This is a genomic window from Pseudomonas sp. 300 (genome assembly GCF_055803035.1).
Genome location: NZ_JAVLRV010000001.1, coordinates 1,187,957 through 1,209,206, shown reverse-complemented (window position 1 = coordinate 1,209,206; position 21,250 = coordinate 1,187,957). Strand labels below are relative to the sequence as shown.

The following is a 21,250-nucleotide window of genomic DNA, read 5'->3' as shown; positions in this document are numbered from 1 at the left end:
CCGCTCCCACAGGTAGTGTGTCGTTCCAGAGTTCCAAGACTGACACAGGTCCTGTGTGCGGGCTTGCCCGCGATGGCGATTTTGAGCCTACATGGCAGCCTGGCGCACCTGCTTTTCCAGCTCGGCCTTCAGACCCGGTTCCAGCTTCAGCTGGCGGGCGAGTTCATCCAGATAAGACTTCTCCATGAAGTTCTCTTCATCCACCAGCATTACGCTGGCGATGTACATCTCGGCGGCCATTTCCGGGGTGCTGGCGGCACGCGCCACATCTGTTGGATCGAGGGGTTTATTGAGTTCGGCATGCAGCCAGTGTTGTAGCTCCCGGTCGTTGTCGAGTTTGGTGAACTCGCCTTCGATCAACGCGCGTTCGCGCTCATCGACATGACCATCTGCCTTGGCTGCCGCCACCAGCGCCTTGAGAATCGCCTGACTGTGTTGCTCGACCTGGGCGGCCGGAACTCGGTCCACAGTTTGCGGTTCGCCCCGAGGCGCCGTGCCCTGCTGCGCCTGCCAGTTGCCGTAGGCCTTGTAGGCAATGACGCCTAGCGCCGCGAGGCCACCGTAAATGGCAACTTTGCCACCGACCTTACGAACCTTCTTGTTTCCGATCAACAGGCCCATGGCGCCCGCCGCCAGAGCGCCGCCGCCCGCGCCGGAAAGCAAGCTGCCGAGCCCGCCCGAACCACCGCTACCGCTGAGCAATCCGCCCAATCCACCACTTGATGCCTTGTTCTGCGCGCCACCAGCCTTGTTCTGCAACAGGTCCTGGCCGGATTTGAGCAGTTGATCGAGCAATCCACGCGTATTCATTTTTTGCCGCCTCCACGAAAGGGATTAACCGGACACTTAAGGCCACCAGCCTAGATCGAAAGTGCCCAGCACCTCCCGGCGAGAGTGCTTCCAGATGTTGCTCATCTCTGGCAACGCCGAAAAGCCTATCGATTAAAAAGATATACACTCGAATGAATCTATAAAAACCGCCCACCGGGTACTTCTTCATGATGACGTTGCGTCAAATCCGCCATTTTATCGCTGTGGCCGAGACCGGCTCGATCTCCGCCGCCGCGCAAACCGCGTTTATTTCCCAATCGACATTGACCCTGGCCATCCAGCAACTGGAGCAGGAAATCGGCGTCGGACTGTTCAATCGCCACGCCAAAGGCATGACGCTGACCCACCAGGGGCATCAATTCCTACGCCAGGCGCACCTGATTCTGGCCACCGTGGACAACGCCAAACGCAGCCTGCAACAAAGCACCGACCAGGTCGCCGGGCAATTGATCGTTGGTGTGACCAGCCTCGTCGCCGGTTACTACCTCGCGGATTTGCTCACCCGCTTTCAACGCGCCTACCCCAACGTCGAGATCCGCGTGATGGAGGACGAAAGGCCGTACATCGAGCATTTGCTGGTCAGCGGCGAGATCGACGTTGGTGTGTTGATTCTCTCCAACCTCGAAGATCGTCACGCCCTGCAAACGGAGGTGCTGACCCATTCGCCCCATCGGTTATGGCTGCCGGCCCAGCATCCGCTGCTGGAACACGACAGCATCAACCTCGCCGACGTCGCCCGTGAACCGCTGATCCAACTGAACGTCGATGAAATGGACCGCAACGCCCAGCGCATGTGGTCGGCGGCGTCGCTTCAGCCGCGCATCACCCTCAGAACCGCTTCGACCGAGGCGGTGCGAAGCCTGGTGGCCGCCGGACTGGGCGTGTCGATCCAGCCGGACATGACCTATCGCCCATGGTCATTGGAGGGCGACATCATCGAAGCCCGGCCAATTGCCGACCTGAGCCAGACCCTCGACGTCGGCCTGGCATGGCGCCGGGGCACGGCACGCCCGGCGCTGGTCGACCCGTTCCTGACCGTCGCTCGCGAACAACCCCACGGCGGACGCAAGCCATCTATTTAATCGAACGCCACCTTCAGTATTTAGTATTTGTCGACCTCGGGTTCGGGCACTAGTCTTGGTTCATCTATAAGACGGCCGGCCCCAGTCACTGGGAGCAGCATGGCCACACAAGAAAAGAGAACCCGAAAAATGGCTGGCGCGCAGACCCCGTTGTTCACCGCGTTGTTGATCGATGGCGAACTGGTCGCAGGTCAGGGTTTTGTCGAACCGATCCTCAATCCGGCCACGGGCGAGGTGCTGACGCACATCGCCGAAGCCAGCACCGAGCAAGTCGAAGCCGCGATCCTGGCTGCCCATCGTGCGTTCGCCGGTTGGTCGCGGACCACGCCGCAGCAGCGCTCGAACCTGCTGTTGGACATTGCCAACGCCATCGAAAAACAAGCCGACCTGCTCGCCCGCCTCGAATCCCTGAACTGCGGAAAACCCTTGCACCTGGCCCGACAGGATGACTTGAGCGCGACGGTCGATGTATTCCGCTTCTTCGCCGGTGCCGTGCGCTGCCAGACCGGCCAGCTCAGCGGCGAATACCTGCCCGGTTACACCAGCATGGTGCGCCGCGATCCTATTGGGGTTGTAGCGTCCATCGCGCCGTGGAACTACCCGATCATGATGGCCGCGTGGAAAATCGCCCCGGCCCTCGCCGCCGGCAATACGCTGGTGTTCAAACCGTCCGAGCACACGCCGCTGTCGATTCTGGCCCTGGCGCCAGCGCTGGCCGAGATCCTGCCGCGCGGCGTGATCAACATCATTTGTGGTGGCGGTGAAGGCGTGGGCAGCCACTTGGTCAGTCACCCGAAAATCCGCATGGTGTCGCTGACCGGCGATATCGTCACCGGGCAAAAAATCCTGCAAGCCGCCGCAAAAACCCTCAAGCGTACGCACCTCGAACTCGGCGGCAAGGCGCCGGTGATTGTCTGCAACGATGCAGACATTCAGGCCGTGGTCGACGGCGTGCGCACGTACGGTTACTACAACGCCGGCCAGGACTGCACCGCCGCCTGCCGGATTTATGCACAGGCCGGGATTCACGACCGACTGGTGGCCGAACTCGGCGCGGCGGTCAGCAGCCTGCGCTTCGCCGGCAAACGCGATGCCGACAATGAAATTGGACCCTTGATCAGTACCCGCCAGCGCGACCGCGTGGCCAGTTTCGTCGAACGCGCCCTCGGCCAGCCGCACATCGAGCGCGTGACCGGCGCGGCCGTGCATTCCGGCGCCGGCTTCTATTACCAGCCGACCCTGCTGGCCGGTTGCAAACAGGGCGATGAAATCGTCCAGCGCGAAGTGTTCGGGCCGGTGGTCACCGTGACCCGCTTCGACGGGCTCGAGCAAGCAGTGGACTGGGCCAACGATTCGGAATACGGCCTCGCGTCTTCGGTCTGGACCCAGAACCTCGACAAAGCCATGCAAGTCGCCGCGCGCCTGCAGTACGGCTGCACCTGGATCAACAGCCATTTCATGCTGGTCAGCGAAATGCCCCACGGCGGCCTGAAACGCTCGGGCTACGGCAAAGACCTGTCCAGCGATTCGCTTCAGGACTACAGCGTGGTGCGGCACATCATGGCGCGCCACGGACAGCATCTCTGACTACGCTAATAACAAGCCGCCAACGGCACGCTTCACCACGTTCACAACTGCCCCGACCATAATTAAAGAAGAGGGAATTCCCATGTTCGTGCACAAGACCGCACTGCTCAGTGCAATCACCACGGCGTTGCTGGCCAGTGCCAGTATCCAGGCCGCCGAACCGCTGAAAGCCGTCGGTGCCGGCGAAGGTCAGCTGGATATCGTCGCCTGGCCCGGCTACATCGAACGTGGCGAAAGCGACAAGGCCTACGACTGGGTAACCGGTTTCGAGAAGGAAACCGGCTGCAAGGTGAACGTCAAAACGGCGGCCACTTCCGATGAGATGGTCAGCCTGATGTCCAAGGGCGGTTACGATCTGGTGACCGCGTCGGGCGATGCGTCGCTGCGGTTGATCGTCGGCAAGCGCGTGCAGCCGATCAACACGGCGTTGATTCCGAACTGGAAGAATATCGACCCGCGTCTGAAGGATGGCCCGTGGTACGTCGTCAACAAACAAACCTTTGGCACTCCGTATCAGTGGGGGCCAAACGTGCTGATGTACAACACCAACGTCTTCAAGACTGCCCCGGACAGCTGGGGGGTGGTGTTCGAGGAGCAGAACCTGCCGGACGGCAAGTCCAACAAGGGCCGGGTCCAGGCCTACGACGGTCCGATCTACATCGCCGATGCGGCGCTCTATCTCAAGTCGAAGCGTCCGGAACTGGGGATCAAGGACCCGTACCAGCTCAACGAAGAACAATACAAAGCCGCGCTGGATCTGCTGCGTAAACAGCAGCCGTTGATCCACCGCTACTGGCATGACGCGACCGTGCAGATGAGTGACGTCAAGAACGAAGGCGTCGTGGCGTCCAGCACCTGGGGCTACATGGTCAACGGGCTGGTGGCGGACAAGCAGCCAGTGGCCTCGGTCATTCCGAAAGAAGGTGCAACGGGTTGGGCCGACACCACCATGCTGCACGCCGACGCCAAGCACCCGAACTGTGCCTACAAGTGGATGGACCATTCGCTGCAACCGAAAGTCCAGGGTGACCTGGCCGCCTGGTTCGGTTCGTTGCCGTCGGTTCCAGCGGGGTGCAAGGAGAGCGAATTGCTTGGCGCCGAAGGCTGCAAAACCAACGGTTTCGACCAGTTCGACAAGATCGCCTTCTGGAAAACCCCACAGGCTGAAGGTGGCAAGTTCGTGCCGTACAGCCGCTGGACCCAGGACTACATCGCGATCATGGGCGGCCGTTAAGCCCTCTTCGCGAGCAGGCTCGCTCCCACAAGTGAACGCATTCCAATGTGGGAGCGAGTCTGCTCGCGATGCTTTTAAAGATTCAGATTCCCGGAGTTCCGCACCATGACGCTTGCAGTCCAGTTCACCAACGTTTCCCGTCTATTCGGCGAAGTGAAAGCCGTAGACCGGGTTTCCATCGACATCCAGGACGGCGAGTTCTTCTCCATGCTGGGCCCTTCCGGCTCGGGCAAAACCACGTGTTTGCGCCTGATCGCCGGTTTTGAACAACCGAGCGCAGGCTCCATCCGGATTCACGGCCACGAAGCCGCCGGGCTTCCGCCGTATGAGCGTGACGTCAACACGGTGTTTCAGGACTACGCACTGTTCCCGCACATGAACGTACTCGACAACGTCGCCTACGGTTTGAAAGTCAAAGGCGTCGGCAAAACCGAACGCCGCCAACGCGCCGAGGAAGCCCTCGGCATGGTCGCCCTCGGCGGTTACGGCGCGCGCAAACCGGTGCAACTCTCCGGCGGTCAGCGCCAGCGTGTGGCCCTGGCTCGCGCACTGGTCAATCGCCCTCGGGTGCTGCTGCTCGACGAGCCCCTCGGCGCCCTCGATTTGAAGCTGCGCGAACAAATGCAGAGCGAGTTGAAGAAGCTGCAACGCCAGCTCGGCATCACCTTCATCTTCGTCACCCACGATCAGACCGAAGCGCTGTCGATGTCTGACCGTGTGGCCGTGTTCAACAAGGGCCGCATTGAGCAGGTCGATACGCCGCGCAACCTCTACATGAAACCGGCGACCACCTTTGTCGCGGAATTCGTCGGCACCTCCAACGTGATTCGCGGCGATCTGGCGCAGCAACTGAGCGGTAATCCGCAGCCGTTTTCGATCCGCCCGGAACACGTGCGTTTCGCCGAAGGCCCGCTGGCCAGTCACGAAATCGAAGTCAGCGGTTTGCTCCACGACATTCAGTATCAGGGCAGCGCCACCCGCTATGAACTGAAACTGGAAAACGGCCAGACCCTGAACATCAGCCAGGCCAACAACCAGTGGCTGGACGTCAGCGCGCAGCATCAGACCGGGCAACGCATCAGCGCACGCTGGGCGCGGGAAGCGATGATCCCGCTGCACGACACCGTTGTCGGCGGGGTGTGAGATGACCAGCGTGGCTCTCCCTCAAACCCCGGCCAGCGGCTCGCCGTTGCGCAGGTTTTCCAACCTGCTGTATCGCCGGCCGAATTTTTACCTGTCGTTGCTGCTGGTGCCGCCGCTGCTGTGGTTCGGCGCGATCTACCTCGGTTCGCTGCTGGCGCTGCTGTGGCAAGGCTTTTACACCTTCGACGACTTCACCATGGCGGTCACGCCGGACCTGACCCTGGCCAACTTCGCCGCGCTGTTCCAGCCGTCGAACTTCGACATCATTTTGCGCACCCTGAGCATGGCGGTCGTGGTCTCGATCGCCAGCGCCATCGTCGCGTTCCCGATTGCCTACTACATGGCGCGCTACACCACGGGCAAAACCAAGGCGTTTTTCTACATCGCGGTGATGATGCCGATGTGGGCCAGTTACATCGTCAAGGCCTATGCCTGGACCTTGCTGCTGGCCAAGGGCGGCGTGGCGCAGTGGTTCGTTCAACACCTTGGGCTGGAGCCGGTGTTGCAGTTCGTGCTGGGCATTCCGGGTGTGGGTGGCAGTACCTTGTCGACCTCGCACCTGGGCCGCTTCATGGTGTTCGTCTACATCTGGCTGCCGTTCATGATCCTGCCGATTCAGGCGTCGCTGGAGCGTTTGCCGCCCTCGCTGCTGCAAGCCTCCGCCGACTTGGGTGCCAAGCCGCGCCAGACCTTCATGCAGGTGATTCTGCCGCTGTCGATCCCGGGCATCGCCGCCGGTTCGATCTTCACGTTTTCGCTGACCCTGGGCGACTTCATCGTGCCGCAACTGGTGGGCCCGCCGGGGTACTTCGTCGGCAGCATGGTGTACGCCCAGCAAGGCGCGATCGGCAACATGCCGATGGCTGCAGCCTTCACGCTGGTGCCGATTGTGCTGATCGCCATTTACCTGACCATCGTCAAACGACTGGGGGCCTTCGATGCACTCTGAGAAAGCATCAATCGGCTTGAAAATCGCCGCGTGGGGCGGGTTGGTGTTCCTGCACTTCCCGATCCTGATCATCTTCCTCTACGCCTTCAACACCGAAGACGCAGCGTTCAGCTTTCCGCCCAAGGGCTTCACCCTGAAGTGGATCGGCGTGGCGTTCTCGCGGCCGGACGTGCTGGAAGCGATCAAGCTGTCGCTGCAGATCGCCTCCGTCGCGACGCTGATTGCGATGGTGCTCGGCACGCTGGCATCGGCAGCGTTGTACCGGCGGGATTTCTTCGGCAAGCAGGGCATCTCGCTGATGCTGATTTTGCCGATTGCCTTGCCGGGGATCATCACCGGGATCGCGCTGCTGGCGACGTTCAAGACGCTGGGCATCGAGCCGGGGATGTTCACCATCATCGTCGGCCACGCGACCTTCTGCGTGGTGATCGTCTACAACAACGTCATCGCCCGGTTGCGCCGAACGTCGCACAGTTTGATCGAAGCCTCGATGGACCTCGGCGCCGACGGCTGGCAGACCTTCCGCTACATCGTCTTGCCGAATCTCGGCTCGGCGTTGCTCGCTGGCGGCATGCTCGCTTTCGCGCTGTCATTCGACGAAATCATCGTCACCACCTTCACCGCCGGCCATGAACGCACCCTGCCGCTGTGGCTGCTCAACCAGCTCAGCCGCCCACGGGACGTGCCGGTGACCAACGTCGTCGCGATGCTGGTGATGATGGTGACCATGTTGCCGATTCTCGGCGCCTATTACCTGACCCGTGGCGGTGAGAGCGTGGCGGGGAGTGGCGGGAAGTAACTGAATAACTGGAGGAACCGGATACCTGTGGGAGCGGGCTTGCCCGCGATAGCGGTCTGTCAGCCGACAACTCTGTTGAATGTCAGTCAGTCATCGCGGGCAAGCCCGCTCCCACAGGGATTCGGTTCCGGCAGAAAAATAATGGATTCGAAGAGGACAACGCCATGCAAACCCAACTCCTGATCAACGGCCAACTGCTCGACGGCGAAGGCCCCGCCCAACCGGTGTTCAACCCGGCCCTCGGTCGTGTGCTGGTGGAAATCAACGAAGCCAGCGAAGCCCAGGTCGACGCCGCCGTGCGGGCCGCCGATGCCGCGTTCGACAGCTGGTCGCAGACCCCGCCCAAGGAGCGCTCGCTGCTGCTGCTCAAACTCGCCGACGCCATCGAAGCCCACGGCGAAGAGCTGGCCAAACTCGAATCCGACAACTGCGGCAAACCCTACAGCGCCGCACTGAACGACGAGATCCCGGCGATTGCCGACGTGTTCCGTTTCTTCGCCGGCGCCAGCCGCTGCATGAGCGGTTCGGCGGGTGGTGAATACCTGGCCGGGCACACCTCGATGATCCGCCGCGACCCCGTGGGCGTGATCGCCTCCATCGCGCCGTGGAACTACCCGCTGATGATGGTCGCCTGGAAAATCGCCCCGGCCCTCGCCGCCGGTAATACCGTGGTGCTCAAGCCGTCGGAACAGACCCCGCTGACCGCGTTGCGCCTGGCGCAACTGGCGTCTGAAATCTTCCCGGCCGGCGTACTCAACGTCGTGTTCGGCCGTGGTCCTACCGTCGGCAGCCCACTGGTCACCCACCCGAAAGTGCGCATGGTGTCGCTGACCGGCTCGATCGCCACCGGTTCGAACATCATTTCCAGCACCGCCGACAGCGTCAAACGCATGCACATGGAACTGGGCGGCAAGGCTCCGGTGATCATCTTCGACGACGCCGACATCGACGCGGCGGTTGAAGGCATTCGCACCTTCGGTTTCTACAACGCCGGGCAGGACTGCACCGCCGCCTGCCGCATCTACGCGCAGGAAGGCATCTACGACACATTCGTCGAGAAGCTCGGCGCGGCGGTCAGCAGCATCAAGTACGGCCTGCAGGATGATCCGGCGACCGAACTCGGGCCGCTGATCACCGCGCAGCACCGCGACCGGGTGACCGGTTTTGTCGAACGCGCCGTGGCGCAATCGCACATTCGTTTGATCACCGGCGGCAAGGCGGTTGAAGGCAACGGCTTCTTCTTCGAGCCAACGGTGCTGGCCGACGCGCTGCAGGACGACGAGATCGTCCGACGCGAAGTGTTCGGACCGGTGGTATCGGTGACCAAATTCACCGACGAAGCACAGGTGCTCGGCTGGGCCAACGACTCGGACTACGGCCTGGCGTCGTCGGTGTGGACCGCCGACGTTGGTCGCGCCCATCGCCTGTCGGCGCGTTTGCAGTACGGCTGCACCTGGGTGAACACGCACTTCATGCTCGTCAGCGAAATGCCCCACGGCGGTCAGAAATTGTCCGGGTACGGGAAGGACATGTCGATGTATGGGCTGGAGGATTACACCGTTGTGCGGCATGTGATGTTCAAGCACTAAAAGCATCGTCGGATCGCCGCCCGCAGCAAGTCGACTCCTACTAGGTTTGGTGCACGACACGGACCTGCGGGAGCTGGCTTGCCAGCGATGGCGTCAACTCGGTTTCAGGGCCGAAACCGGCAACACGCACCACCAGGCATCAACGCAGACAACCAAAACAATAACCACCGATCCGGGCAGCGCCGCCAAGGCCCTGCCACGGTTTCGGACATCCGAAATCTGCCGATTTTCCGGAGCTAACACACCATGAGCGCAATCCCCGAACTCTCCGCAGTCGCTGCCGACAGCGATGCCGAGCAACTTCGCAAGCTGGGTTACACCTCCAACTTCAACCGCAGCATGAGCCTGTGGGAAAACTTCGCCCTGGGCTTCACTTACCTCTCCCCGGTCGTAGGGGTTTATACCCTCTTCGGCCTCTGCCTGGCCGCCGGTGGGCCACCGATGTTCTGGGCCTATTTGCTGGTCGGTTGCGGCCAGTTGCTGGTGTGCCTGATCTTCGGCGAGGTGGTCTCGCAGTTCCCGATTTCCGGCGGCGTCTACCCATGGGCTCGCCGCTTGGTGGGCAAACGCTGGGCGTGGATGGTCGGCTGGATCTACTCCATCGCCCTGTGCGTCACCATCGCCGCCGTTGCCGTCGGTGCCGGGCCGTACCTGGCCGCGATGATGGGTTTTGAACCGAGCAGTAACACCAACATTGTCATCGCCCTGGTGCTGACGCTGTTCGCGACACTGGTCAACCTCAGCGGCACCAAAGTGCTGGCGCGAATCGCCATGTTCGGCTTTCTCTGCGAACTGGTCGGCGCGGTGATCGTCGGCGTGTACCTGCTGATTTTCGAACGCCATCAGCCGATCAGTGTGTTGTTCAACACCTTCGACATCAGCGTTGATGGTTCCTACCTGCCGGCCTTCCTCACCGCCTCCTTGGCAGGCATGTTCCTCTACTACGGCTTCGAGGCCTGCGGCGACGTGGCTGAAGAAACCCCGAACCCGAGCAAGCAGATTCCGGTGGCCATGCGCATGACCATCTACATCGGCGGCATCGCGGCGATGTTCGCCTGCCTGGCGCTGATCCTCGCCGTGCCGGACATGCAAGCCGTGATCAACGGCACCGACAAAGACCCGGTCACCACCATCCTCAACAACGCCTTCGGCCCGGTCGGTTCGAAAGTGGTGATGGGCGTGGTGATGATTTCCTTCATCTCCTGCGTCATCAGCCTGCAAGCGGCGGCGAGTCGTCTGCTGTATTCCTACGCTCGGGATGAAATGGTCATCGGCAGCTCACTGCTGAAGAAGATTTCCCCTACCACCCAGGTTCCGGTTGCCGCGCTGTTCGTTTCCGGCGTCCTGCCGGCGCTGATCATTATTCTGGGTTTCTTCCTGCAAGACGCAGTGGCCACCATCGTCAGCTTCGCTGCCATCGGCATCTACCTCGCGTTCCAGATGATCGTGCTCGCCGCACTCTATGCCCGCCTGAAAGGCTGGAAACCGAGCGGCAAATTCACTCTCGGCGCATGGGGTTGGCCGGTGAACATCGGCGCGCTGGTTTATGGTGTCGGCGCCATCATCAACATGGCCTGGCCACGTACACCGGATGCGGCGTGGTACATCAACTATGCGATGGTGTTGAGTACGGCGATCGTGATTGGGTTGGGGCTGCTTTATATGTGGATTGCCAAGCCGTATGACCATGGCGCGGCGCCTGCGGGGGATGCGTGGAAGGTTAGTCACTAAGAACGATTGCCCCGGGATTCTGTGGGTTCCCGGGGCAAGCTTCACTCGTCAAACGGCATCTGTCGTCCCCCCGCAGTTCAGCCACCAATTCATCCCTATGCTTCGAAGCGATCTTGGGCATAGGCCTCAGGTTCCGGTTTTCTGTACTCGGTGAAAAAACAGGAAATTCCTACAGATCGAGCCTTCCCGAAAAGACTCTGATTCCTACGGCACGCGACGCAAGAGCAGACTTGTCGCCGCGAACGTCTGACCGATAGGCTTTGCCCTGTCGCTGCAAAATCAGCGGCTCGGTGTCGAAGCCGGAACACAATCAATACGGCGCTACCGCGCTCCTCTGAGTGGCGGCTCCCTTTTCAAATTGGAGTCGAAAAAATGATTACGCACGCTTCAAATACATCTGAAAGTCATCGCCATTTCATCCCCACCGTTTTCCCCCGCCACAACCGTTTCCTCCACGCTGTCATCCAAGCCAACCAAGCCTGGTTCTGCGTCCACGATCTGGGACGTTTGATGGGCCGCCCGCTGGACCAGCGACTCACCCAAAAACTCGATCCCGATCAGCGCCGATATGTCTGGCTGCTGAAGAACGGCAAAACCGTCGAATCATTAATGGTCAGCGAGTCTGGAATGTACGCATTGCTGGTCCACCATTTTGTCCCGGAAAACCGCAACCTGCGCCAATGGCTGAGTAACGAAGTCATACCTGCGCTGCGAGAGTCGAACGCGGCACCTGTGGAAAACATGCCTAGCCTGAGCTCGTTGCAATGGGGCGGGCTCTCGGTGCCACTGCTGCACTGGCAACAGTCGGCCTGGATCAAGTGGCGGGACATGCCAGATCTGGTACAGGCGCAGCGGCCGTTTCCAATCATGGGCACTTGCAGCTGAAGCACAGCCAATCAAAAGGGGCAGACTTCACAGTCCGCCCCTTCAGTTTGGGTACATCTATTAAATGGCTTTCACGGTAACCATCGCCATCAAAACCGCGAAACACTGCGCATCGCATCCACCAGATACCGCATCGCGATCCGGTCACTCTCCGACAACTCGCGATACCGCTCCACCAGCTTCAACTCCTCGGAATTCAGCCGACGCCTTCGTCGCCCGATGCCCAGGCAAGGGAAGATTCCCAACATTTCGGTGATGCCTTGTACTTTCGACATGGACGATGTCCCTCTCTAACGTCAAAAAAGAAAACTTCAAAAACTGCATCGCCCTACCCTTTTTCAGCGGTCACCGCGTGCCAACTGAATCCCACCGGCCTGAGGGCAGAAACCGGTCATGCCCATAGAATAGAAACTATCCGGGCGCTGAAAAGCGGTTTTTAGAGTAATTAGTCGAAAAAAGCAGAAATGCCCTATAAATCAGAAATCTCTGTGGGAAACGTTAACCGAAACTTCTTGTTTCATTGCGATGCTATCGTCACGCCATCAATCATTTTTGCTCTGCCGCCGAACGGTTTAAGCTATTTGGCATCTGTTTAAAGTCCGTTGCGTTTGGCCGAAGGCATGTCCGAACCTCCATTTTTGATCCCGCACGTGCCAGGAACGGCACGGGATTGTTCACGACAGGTTGTACTTATGCACCGCAGGAATTTGCTCAAAGCGTCCATGGCCATCGCTGCCTACACCGGTTTGTCCGCCTCCGGCCTGCTGGCCGCGCGGGCCTGGGCCGGGAACGGCACCGCTGATGGCGAGGCTCAGGCCTTCGATTTCGAAGCCCTGAAAATCCAGGCCAAGCAGCTCGCCGGCAACCGCTATCAGGACACCAAGCAGGTGCTGCCGCCGACCCTGGCGACCATGACCCCACAAAATTTCAACGCGATCCGCTACGACGCCAATCATTCCCTGTGGAAGGATTTGAAAGGTCAACTGGATGTGCAGTTTTTCCACGTCGGCATGGGGTTCAAGCAGCCGGTGCGCATGTACAGCGTTGACCCCAAGACGCGTCAGGCGCGGGAGGTGCATTTCCGCCCTTCGCTGTTCAACTACGAAAAAACCACGGTCGATACCAAACAGCTAACGGGGGACCTGGGGTTTTCCGGGTTCAAGCTGTTCAAGGCGCCGGAGTTGGACCGACACGATGTGTTGTCATTCCTCGGCGCCAGTTATTTCCGCGCGGTAGATGCCACTGGCCAATACGGCCTGTCGGCCCGTGGTCTGGCGGTCGATACCTACGCGAAGAAACGTGAGGAATTCCCGGACTTCACCAAGTTCTGGTTCGAGACCCCGGACAAGGACAGCACCCGTTTCGTGGTGTACGCCCTGCTGGACTCGCCGAGCGCGACCGGTGCCTACCGGTTCGACATCGATTGCCAGGCCGAACGCGTGGTGATGGAGGTTGACGCTCACATCAATGCACGCACCGCCATCGAACAACTGGGCATCGCGCCGATGACCAGCATGTTCAGTTGCGGCACCCATGAACGGCGCATGTGCGACACCATTCACCCGCAGATCCACGACTCGGATCGCCTGGCCATGTGGCGCGGCAACGGCGAGTGGATCTGCCGTCCGCTGAACAACCCGGCGACCCTGCAATTCAACGCCTTTGCCGACACCGATCCGAAAGGTTTCGGGCTGGTACAGACCGATCACGAATTCGCCAATTATCAGGACACCGTCGACTGGTACAGCAAACGCCCAAGCCTGTGGGTCGAACCTACAACCGCGTGGGGCGAGGGCTCTATCGATCTGTTGGAAATTCCTACGACCGGCGAAACCCTGGATAACATCGTCGCGTTCTGGACCCCGAAAAAACCGGTGGCTGCGGGTGATTCCCTGAACTACGGCTACAAGCTGTACTGGAGCGCTTTGCCGCCGGTCGGTACGCCACTGGCGCGGGTCGCCGCGACTCGTTCAGGCATGGGCGGCTTCACTGAGGGCTGGGCGCCGGGTGAGCATTACCCGGAGGTCTGGGCACGCCGGTTTGCGGTGGACTTCACTGGCGGCGGTCTGGACCGCTTGCCGGAAGGCACAGGCATTGAGCCGGTGGTGACGTGCTCCAACGGCGAGGTCAAAGACTTCAACGTGCTGGTGCTGGATGACATCAAGGGCTACCGGATTACGTTTGACTGGTTCCCGACCAATGACAGCGTCGCACCGGTAGAGCTGCGGTTATTCATTCGCACCAATGACCGGACGCTGAGTGAGACCTGGTTGTATCAGTACTTCCCGCCTGCGCCAGAGAAGCGTAAGTACACCTGAAGGTAAGCTCGCGTCCGAGCTGGCCTCATCGCGGGCAAGCCCGCTCCCACAATGAATCTTCATGGGACACACATTTTGTGTTCGACAAAGATCAAAAGTGGGAGCGGGCTCGCCCGCGATGAGGGCGGAACAAACAACAAAAATCCAGAGCAGGAATGCAAAAGCCCCGATCAACCAGATCGGGGCTTTTTGCTTTTACCTCATCACTCAGTCCCGCAGATCCGATTCATGAATCGGCTGATCCCGATGCGTCGCGCGTTGGTACTGCGCCGGCCAGATGGCCTTGCGGCCGCCTAGATCATCATCCGCATGCAACGGCCAATACGGATCGCGCAGCAGCTCACGGGCAAGGAAGATGATGTCGGCCTGACAGGTGCGCAGAATGTGCTCGGCCTGGGCCGGTTCGGTGATCATGCCTACCGTGCCGGTCGCAATGCCTGACTCTTTGCGCACTCGTTCGGCGAAGCGGGTTTGATAACCGGGACCTGTAGGAATTTCCGCGTTGGCCGCCGTGCCGCCCGAGGAGACGTCAATCAGGTCCACGCCCAGGTCTTTGAGGCGTCGTGCCAGTTCGACGGTTTCATCCGGGTTCCAGCCGTCTTCCACCCAATCGGTGGCCGACACACGCACGAACACCGGCAACTCCTCTGGCCACACCGCCCGCACCGCTTCGGTGACTTGCAGCACCAGCCGAATACGATTCTCGAACGAACCGCCATATTGATCGCGGCGCTGATTGCTCAGGGGTGATAAAAACTGGTGCAGCAGGTAACCGTGGGCAGCGTGGACTTCGACGACTTTGAAACCAGCGGTCAGCGCGCGCTTCGCTGAGTCAACGAACGCCTGAATGACCTCGGCGATCTGGCCCTCATCGAGCTGCTTCGGTGGTGTGTGCTGCGGGTCGAACGCAATCGGCGAAGGGCCAACGGGTGTCCAGCCGCCGTCTTCAGGTTTGACGCTACCGTGCTTGCCAATCCACGGCCGATGGGTGCTGGCCTTGCGCCCGGCGTGGGCTAACTGAATGCCGGCGACGGCGCCTTGGGCGGCGATGAAGCGAGTGATGCGTTGCAGCGGCTCGATCTGTTCGTCATTCCACAAACCGAGGTCTTCGGCGGTGATGCGTCCATCGGCGGTGACGGCCGTGGCTTCGGTAAAAATCAGACCGGCGCCGCCGACAGCACGGCTGCCGAGGTGTACCAGATGCCAGTCATTGGCCAGGCCATCGACGCTGGAATACTGGCACATCGGTGATACGGCAATGCGGTTTAGCAGAGTCAATTGGCGAAGGGTATAGGGTTCAAGCAGCAGACTCATGGGGCACCTCTCGTCTCAGTGGGCAGGCTCCAGGGTTCTGTTTGAAAAGTCGACGAGTGACAGGAAAAGGTGCAGCACCCGCCCCCGCGGGCAAAAAATTGACAAGACGTCACAAGGATTATCAAGCAGTGCTTAGAGCCTAGTCGACAATGGGCGATGAGGGAGGGTTCCAAGAGATTCAGCGTCAGCAAAATCGCTATCGCCAGCGAGCCGACTCCAGGGTGTGCGCAAATTCTGTAGGAGCCGGCTTGCTGGCGATGGAGTCAACGCGGTTCGATGTGGGCAATCATCAACTGGACCGTCTCATTCCCGCGAAACTCGTTAAGGTCGAGTTTGTAGGCCAATTCCACCCACTTGATGGTCGGATTTGGCCAGATATCACGGTCAATACCAAAAGCGATGCCATCCAGCTTCACCGAGCCGCATTCACTTTTGAGCACCACTTTGAGGTGCCGTTCGCCAACAACCCGTTGTTCGACCAACTGGAATACGCCATGGAACAACGGCTCCGGGAAGTGCTGTCCCCAAGGGCCGGCATGCCGTAGGGCACGGGCCAGCTCGAGGTGGAACTCTTCAACGGCCAACGTCCCGTCCGACAGCAAACGCCCGGTCAGGTCTTCTTCGCGCAATTGCCTACGCACTTCAGCGTCAAAGGCTTCGGCGAACAGCGGAAAATTCGCCTCCGGCAACGTCAAACCGGCCGCCATGGCATGGCCGCCGTACTTGCTGATCAGGTTTGGGTGCTGCGCCGCCACTACGCTCAAAGCGTCGCGAATATGGAAGCCCTGCACCGAACGCCCCGAGCCCTTGAGCATGCCATCGCCCGCGTCGGCAAAGGCAATCGTCGGACGGAAATAACGCTCTTTCATACGTGAAGCGAGGATTCCGATGACGCCCTGGTGCCACTCGGGATCGAACAGGCACAGGCCGAACGGCATCGATTCCACCGGCAAGTCCTTGAGCTGGGCCAGCGCCTCGCGCTGCATGCCTTGCTCGATGGATTTGCGGTCCTGGTTCATGCCGTCTAGCTGAACGGCCATTTCCCGGGCGAGTGCGGCATCTTCGGTGAGCAGGCATTCGATGCCCAGGCTCATGTCATCCAGCCGCCCCGCCGCGTTCAGGCGCGGGCCGACGATGAATCCGAGGTCGGTCGAGGTAATACGCGTGTGGTCGCGCTTGGCGACTTCGAGAATCGCCTTGATCCCTGGCCGTGCGCGTCCGGCGCGAATTCGCTCTAGGCCTTGGTGGACGAGAATCCGGTTATTGGCATCCAGCGGCACCACGTCAGCGACGCTGCCCAACGCCACCAGATCCAGCAACTCACCGATGTTCGGCTGCGGTTTACTCTCGTACCAGCCAAGGCTGCGCAGGCGTGCGCGCAGGGCCATCAGCACGTAGAAAATCACCCCGACGCCGGCCAGTGCCTTGCTCGGAAACCCGCAACCCGGTTGATTGGGATTGACGATGGCATCGGCCAGCGGCAGTTCGTCGCCGGGCAAGTGGTGGTCGGTGACCAGCACCTGAAGGCCAGCCTTTTTCGCCGCCGCCACACCCTCAACGCTGGAGATGCCGTTGTCCACGGTGATCAGCAGCTGCGGCGTGCGGGTCAGCGCCACTTCGACGATTTCCGGGGTCAGGCCGTAGCCATACTCGAAACGGTTCGGCACCAGATAGTCGACATGCGCCGCGCCCAGCAGGCGCAAGCCCAACATGCCGACGGTACTGGCCGTCGCGCCGTCGGCGTCGAAGTCGCCGACAATCAGAATCCGCTGACGCTGCTCCAGAGCCGTCACCAGCAAATCCACCGCGGCATCAATGCCTTTGAGCTGCTGGAACGGAATCAGCCGCGCCAGACTCTTGTCCAGTTCAGCCTCGGACAGCACGCCCCGCGCCGCATACAGGCGGGTCAGCAGCGGCGGCAGATCACCGAGGAATGGCAGGGTGTCGGGCAACAGGCGAGGTTCGATGCGCATGGGGTGACAGGTGCTTCTCTTGGATACGTAGGATAAAACCGAATAGCGCGATGAAAACTCAGCCGCGTTCGCCGCTCAGCCACTGCAACTGGACTTCGTGTTGGCCACGGTCGTCGGTGACGAAAATCGTCCCTTCGCTGATCATCACGTCCCACTTGATAACGCGCGGCATGTCTTTGGCCAGGGTTTCCAGGACTTCCTGAGGAACCGCGGCAATGTGTACGTTTTTCAGGTTCTTGATCGCCGGGATCACTTTGGTTTCCCAGACGCGCAGGCTGCCGTAGGCCAGCAGACTGGTGCGCTCGGTGCGACGCGAGCACCAGGTCAGGCGATCGGCGTCTGGCTGGCCGACTTCGATCCAGTGCAGGACGCGATCATCCAGGCTCTTTTCCCACAGGGCGGGTTCATCCACGTCTGACAGACCACGGCCAAACGACAGCTGCTCGTTGTACCAGAAGGCGTAGGCCAGCAGCCGCACGGTCATGCGCTCTTCGGTTTCCGACGGGTGACGGGCGATGGTCTGCTTCACCGTCTCGTAAACGCTGCGGTCGAGGTCGGTGAGGTTCAGTTCAAACTTGTAGGTCGTGGACGGCTGGGCCATGAACGGGCTTCTTGATACGTGGAAAGGCGGCAAGTCTAACCGATGCGGCAGGCTTCGCGGCCATCAACCTTGAGCGACTGACAGCGGGCTGTGCTAAAACGCTCTATCAGCCAAGCCTTTGTCCTAAAGGATCCAGCATGCCGTTCACCGCCAAACCCCTCTCAGGCCTGAAAGTCATCGAATTGGGCACGTTAATCGCCGGACCCTTTGCCTCGCGCATCTGCGGCGAATTCGGTGCCGAAGTGATCAAGATCGAATCTCCCGACGGCGGTGATCCGCTGCGCAAATGGCGCAAGTTGTATGAAGGCACTTCGCTCTGGTGGTTCGTTCAGGCGCGCAACAAGAAGTCCCTGACCCTGAACCTGAAACACCCGGATGGCCTGACGATCCTGAAAAAGCTGCTCGGTGAAGCGGACATCCTGATCGAGAATTTTCGCCCCGGCGTGTTGGAAAAGCTCGGCCTGGGCTGGGATGTCTTGCACGAACTGAACCCGAAACTGGTCATGGTGCGCCTTTCAGGTTTCGGCCAGACCGGGCCGATGAAGGATCAGCCGGGGTTTGGCGCCGTCGGTGAATCCATGGGCGGCCTGCGCTACATCACCGGGTTTGAAGACCGACCGCCGGTGCGCACCGGGATTTCCATCGGCGATTCGATTGCCGCGCTCTGGGGCGTGATTGGCGCGTTGATGGCCTTGCGTCATCGCGAGGTCAACGGCGGTCTGGGTCAGGTGGTGGATGTGGCGCTGTACGAAGCAATCTTCGCCATGATGGAAAGCATGGTCCCGGAGTTCGACGTGTTCGGCTTCATCCGCGAACGCACCGGCAACATCATGCCGGGCATCACGCCCTCCTCGATCCACACCAGTGCCGACGGCAAACATGTGCAGATCGGCGCCAATGGCGACGCGATTTTTAAACGCTTCATGCTGATCATCGGCCGTGAAGACCTGGCCAATGACCCGGTCCTGGCCAGTAACGACGGGCGTGACAGCCGTCGCGACGAGATTTACGGGGTGATTGATCGCTGGGTCAACTCGCTGCCTCTGGACACCATCATCGAGCAGTTGAATCAGGCCGACGTTCCCGCCAGCCGGATCTTCAGCGCCGAAGACATGTTCAGTGATCCGCAGTACCTGGCGCGGGAAATGTTTCTCAAGGCGAAGCTGCCGGACGGCAAAGATTTCAAGATGCCGGGAATTGTGCCGAAACTCTCAGAGACACCCGGCAGTTCTGAATGGGTCGGGCCGCAGTTGGGCGAACACAATGCGCAGGTACTTAACGATCTTGGCTACGACAAGGAACAGATCGCAAAGCTGCGTGAAGACGGGGCCATCTAAGCTGAAGCGCCTGCTTTCGCTGCTTGTCACTCATCACCGCGCGAGGGCGGTGTACGCGCTCGCGGCCATGTTCCTGCTCGTTGTCCCGGCGCCATCAGCGATGGCGCAACCCAAGGAAACCATGGTCTGGCTGTTGCGGGATCTCCCCCCGCTGACGATTTTCGAAGGACCGAAAAAGGGCCAGGGCGTCATCGATCAATTGTTGCCACTGCTGATCGCGGGCATGCCGCAATACGAACACACCTTGATGCGGGTCAACCGTGCTCGCGCCTTGCAAATGCTCCACGAGCCGTCCCTGACATGCGATGCGGCGCTGAACCGGAGCAAGGAACGCGAACGCTGGATCGCGTTTTCCATTCCGGTGTTTCGGGCCATGGGCAATGGCGTGGCCGTGCGGCGCGTTGACCGTGAGACGCTTGCGCCCTTCATCCAGGACAATGAACTGGACCTGGCGGCCTTCCTGGCGAATGGCGGCGAGAAGTTGGGCATTATCGCCGAGCGCAACTACGGTGATTACCTCGACGCGCTGCTCAAACAAGCACCGGCAGACTCGCTCACCCCGCACTACGGCAACGACGCCTTGGGCAGCCTGTTGCAGATGCAGCGCCTGGGGCGCTTGCGGTTGCTGCTGGGATACCGTCCGGAAATCCGCTACCAGGCCCAACAGCAAGGGATCGCCGAGGATGAATTGCAGTTCTACCCGATTCGCGGCGCCGAGAAATTCTTGTCCGGTTACATCGGCTGTACCGACACGCCGAAAGGCAGGCAGGCGATTGTCGAGATCAATCAGCTACTGCGCAAAATGCCCCACGATCGCTTGAGCGAGGCGTACGCCGCGTGGCTCGACCCGGAAAGTCGCGCTGCCTACCTGGAAGAATCCAGGAAGTATTTCGAGCAGCAGGCCCAGGAATGACAAATTGCAGGCAAAAAGAAACCCCGAGAAGTGGGGAGACGACTCGGGGTTAAACGTGGCCTACAAAAAGACCAGTGGCAGCACGACTACAAGCACCGGAGCACAATGCTTGATCCTGCTGTTACAAACTCTGACCGACCTTGGGCCCGTAAGGTTCCCATAAAAAATAATTCACTTACGGCCGGCCCAGGACCTTGTCCTGTGCCGCGTTGCGCAACGCCGCGATAACGCAGGGTTCCAGGCGCCCTTCGGCAATCATCAGATCGCGATGCAACCCGTCGACCACGTCCGTGAGCAGACGTTTGTCGCTCAACTGAGCCTGATTGAATTGCCGTTCGACCACGATGGCGCCGGTCGAACTCTTCAGTGTCACCAGGCATTCGCCGTGGGCGCCTGATGGGGTCAACGTTACCTGATACGGGCTCAGAGCCTCACCGAGCAATAGACTGATACTTTCCATCTCGATCACCACTCAATAGTCCGAAAACGAAGTGCCTGGGGCGTGTCTACAGTAAGTGACCACCGGCCCGAGAAGAAAGTTCTGGATTCCAGATGCAGACGCGTCGGCGTCTCTGGTTGATGGAGCATGACATGGGGTAGATGACAGGTTTGTGTATGTGGGGATTGGGATTGGGATTGGGATTGGGATTGGGTGAATATCCGTTTCTTCGGTAACGGCGGCTACTGGTTCCGCCCTTACGGCGGGTTACTTGGAAAAGCGCCAAGTAACCAAGCGCCTGCGCCCCTGACGTACGGCCTTCCGACGGGGCAGATCAAGATCAAAGCCAAGATCAAAAACCAAAGCGAGGCGGCCTGATAGCCTGCCTGGTCCGGCTGAATCACCGGCGGAGTAACCCCATGCAATGCCGGACAACAATCCACTGTGGGAGCTAGCCTGCTAGCGATGGACGTTAACGATAACGCGTACGGTCTGAATGAACGCGTTGTCTGGACGTCCATCGCT

Annotated in this window: 19 protein-coding genes; 13 read left to right on the top strand and 6 right to left on the bottom strand. The window is 60.3% G+C overall.

Annotated features, from left to right (window positions below):
* Positions 1–87: 87 nt before the first annotated feature.
* On the bottom strand, positions 88–810 hold the full coding sequence (locus Q7W83_RS05535; protein ID WP_150630860.1) for a tellurite resistance TerB family protein: 723 nt from the start codon (positions 808–810) through the stop codon (positions 88–90).
* 188 nt (positions 811–998) lie between these two features.
* On the opposite strand from Q7W83_RS05535, the gene Q7W83_RS05530 reads away from it, so the two are divergent.
* From Q7W83_RS05530 to Q7W83_RS05490, 9 genes are all read left to right on the top strand, one after another.
* Positions 999–1,913: a LysR family transcriptional regulator gene (locus Q7W83_RS05530; protein WP_473655765.1), complete on the top strand. Its 915-nt coding sequence runs from the start codon at positions 999–1,001 to the stop codon at positions 1,911–1,913.
* Between the two features lie 99 nt (positions 1,914–2,012).
* Positions 2,013–3,500 carry a gamma-aminobutyraldehyde dehydrogenase gene (locus Q7W83_RS05525; RefSeq protein WP_473655764.1) on the top strand — a complete coding sequence of 496 codons (1,488 nt, stop codon included), beginning with the start codon at positions 2,013–2,015 and terminating at the stop codon, positions 3,498–3,500.
* A gap of 82 nt (positions 3,501–3,582) precedes the next feature.
* A complete protein-coding gene (ydcS, locus tag Q7W83_RS05520; protein WP_150630861.1) occupies positions 3,583–4,734 on the top strand; it encodes a putative ABC transporter substrate-binding protein YdcS in 1,152 nt (383 codons plus the stop codon).
* Between the two features lie 105 nt (positions 4,735–4,839).
* Positions 4,840–5,877: an ABC transporter ATP-binding protein gene (locus Q7W83_RS05515; protein WP_150630862.1), complete on the top strand. Its 1,038-nt coding sequence runs from the start codon at positions 4,840–4,842 to the stop codon at positions 5,875–5,877.
* A gap of 1 nt (position 5,878) precedes the next feature.
* Complete coding sequence (locus Q7W83_RS05510) at positions 5,879–6,826, top strand: ABC transporter permease (protein WP_150638927.1); 948 nt, start codon at positions 5,879–5,881, stop codon at positions 6,824–6,826.
* Entirely contained in the window at positions 6,816–7,625 is an 810-nt protein-coding gene (locus Q7W83_RS05505; protein ID WP_150630864.1) for an ABC transporter permease, read from the top strand. Before Q7W83_RS05510 ends, Q7W83_RS05505 begins: the two co-directional genes overlap by 11 nt.
* 164 nt (positions 7,626–7,789) lie before the next feature.
* Positions 7,790–9,214: a gamma-aminobutyraldehyde dehydrogenase gene (locus Q7W83_RS05500; RefSeq protein ID WP_150630865.1), complete on the top strand. Its 1,425-nt coding sequence runs from the start codon at positions 7,790–7,792 to the stop codon at positions 9,212–9,214.
* Between the two features lie 246 nt (positions 9,215–9,460).
* Entirely contained in the window at positions 9,461–10,945 is a 1,485-nt protein-coding gene (locus tag Q7W83_RS05495) for an APC family permease (protein ID WP_150638928.1), read from the top strand.
* 372 nt (positions 10,946–11,317) lie between these two features.
* Positions 11,318–11,830 carry a BRO-N domain-containing protein gene (locus tag Q7W83_RS05490; RefSeq protein WP_150638929.1) on the top strand — a complete coding sequence of 171 codons (513 nt, stop codon included), beginning with the start codon at positions 11,318–11,320 and terminating at the stop codon, positions 11,828–11,830.
* Between the two features lie 89 nt (positions 11,831–11,919).
* On the opposite strand, the gene Q7W83_RS05485 is transcribed toward Q7W83_RS05490, so the two are convergent.
* Positions 11,920–12,105: a hypothetical protein gene (locus tag Q7W83_RS05485; RefSeq protein WP_017340256.1), complete on the bottom strand. Its 186-nt coding sequence runs from the start codon at positions 12,103–12,105 to the stop codon at positions 11,920–11,922.
* Between the two features lie 417 nt (positions 12,106–12,522).
* Here Q7W83_RS05485 and Q7W83_RS05480 point away from each other — a divergent pair, with 417 nt between their 5' ends.
* Positions 12,523–14,148: a glucan biosynthesis protein D gene (locus Q7W83_RS05480; RefSeq protein ID WP_150638930.1), complete on the top strand. Its 1,626-nt coding sequence runs from the start codon at positions 12,523–12,525 to the stop codon at positions 14,146–14,148.
* A gap of 207 nt (positions 14,149–14,355) precedes the next feature.
* Here Q7W83_RS05480 and Q7W83_RS05475 read toward each other — a convergent pair whose 3' ends face one another.
* The 3 genes from Q7W83_RS05475 to Q7W83_RS05465 all read right to left on the bottom strand — a co-directional run bounded on the left by Q7W83_RS05475 (position 14,356) and on the right by Q7W83_RS05465 (position 18,036).
* Complete coding sequence (locus Q7W83_RS05475) at positions 14,356–15,462, bottom strand: NADH:flavin oxidoreductase/NADH oxidase (protein WP_150638931.1); 1,107 nt, start codon at positions 15,460–15,462, stop codon at positions 14,356–14,358.
* Between the two features lie 263 nt (positions 15,463–15,725).
* Complete coding sequence (recJ, locus tag Q7W83_RS05470; protein WP_150630870.1) at positions 15,726–17,435, bottom strand: single-stranded-DNA-specific exonuclease RecJ; 1,710 nt, start codon at positions 17,433–17,435, stop codon at positions 15,726–15,728.
* Positions 17,436–17,493: 58 nt separating this feature from the next.
* Positions 17,494–18,036, bottom strand: a complete 543-nt coding sequence (locus tag Q7W83_RS05465; RefSeq protein WP_007944886.1) for a YaeQ family protein — start codon at positions 18,034–18,036, stop codon at positions 17,494–17,496.
* Between the two features lie 137 nt (positions 18,037–18,173).
* Between Q7W83_RS05465 and Q7W83_RS05460 the strand changes: the two genes are divergently transcribed.
* Together Q7W83_RS05460 and Q7W83_RS05455 are read left to right on the top strand one after the other, a co-directional pair.
* Complete coding sequence (locus Q7W83_RS05460) at positions 18,174–19,373, top strand: CaiB/BaiF CoA transferase family protein (RefSeq protein ID WP_473655763.1); 1,200 nt, start codon at positions 18,174–18,176, stop codon at positions 19,371–19,373.
* Positions 19,300–20,286, top strand: coding sequence for a TIGR02285 family protein (locus tag Q7W83_RS05455; protein WP_191635030.1), 987 nt, complete (start codon positions 19,300–19,302; stop codon positions 20,284–20,286). The genes Q7W83_RS05460 and Q7W83_RS05455 overlap by 74 nt, the downstream gene beginning before the upstream one ends.
* A gap of 175 nt (positions 20,287–20,461) precedes the next feature.
* On the opposite strand, the gene Q7W83_RS05450 is transcribed toward Q7W83_RS05455, so the two are convergent.
* Positions 20,462–20,746 (bottom strand): DUF3509 domain-containing protein, encoded by a 285-nt coding sequence (locus tag Q7W83_RS05450; protein ID WP_150630873.1) that lies wholly within the window; start codon positions 20,744–20,746, stop codon positions 20,462–20,464.
* Positions 20,747–20,938: 192 nt separating this feature from the next.
* Here Q7W83_RS05450 and Q7W83_RS05445 point away from each other — a divergent pair, with 192 nt between their 5' ends.
* Entirely contained in the window at positions 20,939–21,103 is a 165-nt protein-coding gene (locus Q7W83_RS05445; protein ID WP_191630123.1) for a hypothetical protein, read from the top strand.
* Positions 21,104–21,250: the final 147 nt, after the last annotated feature.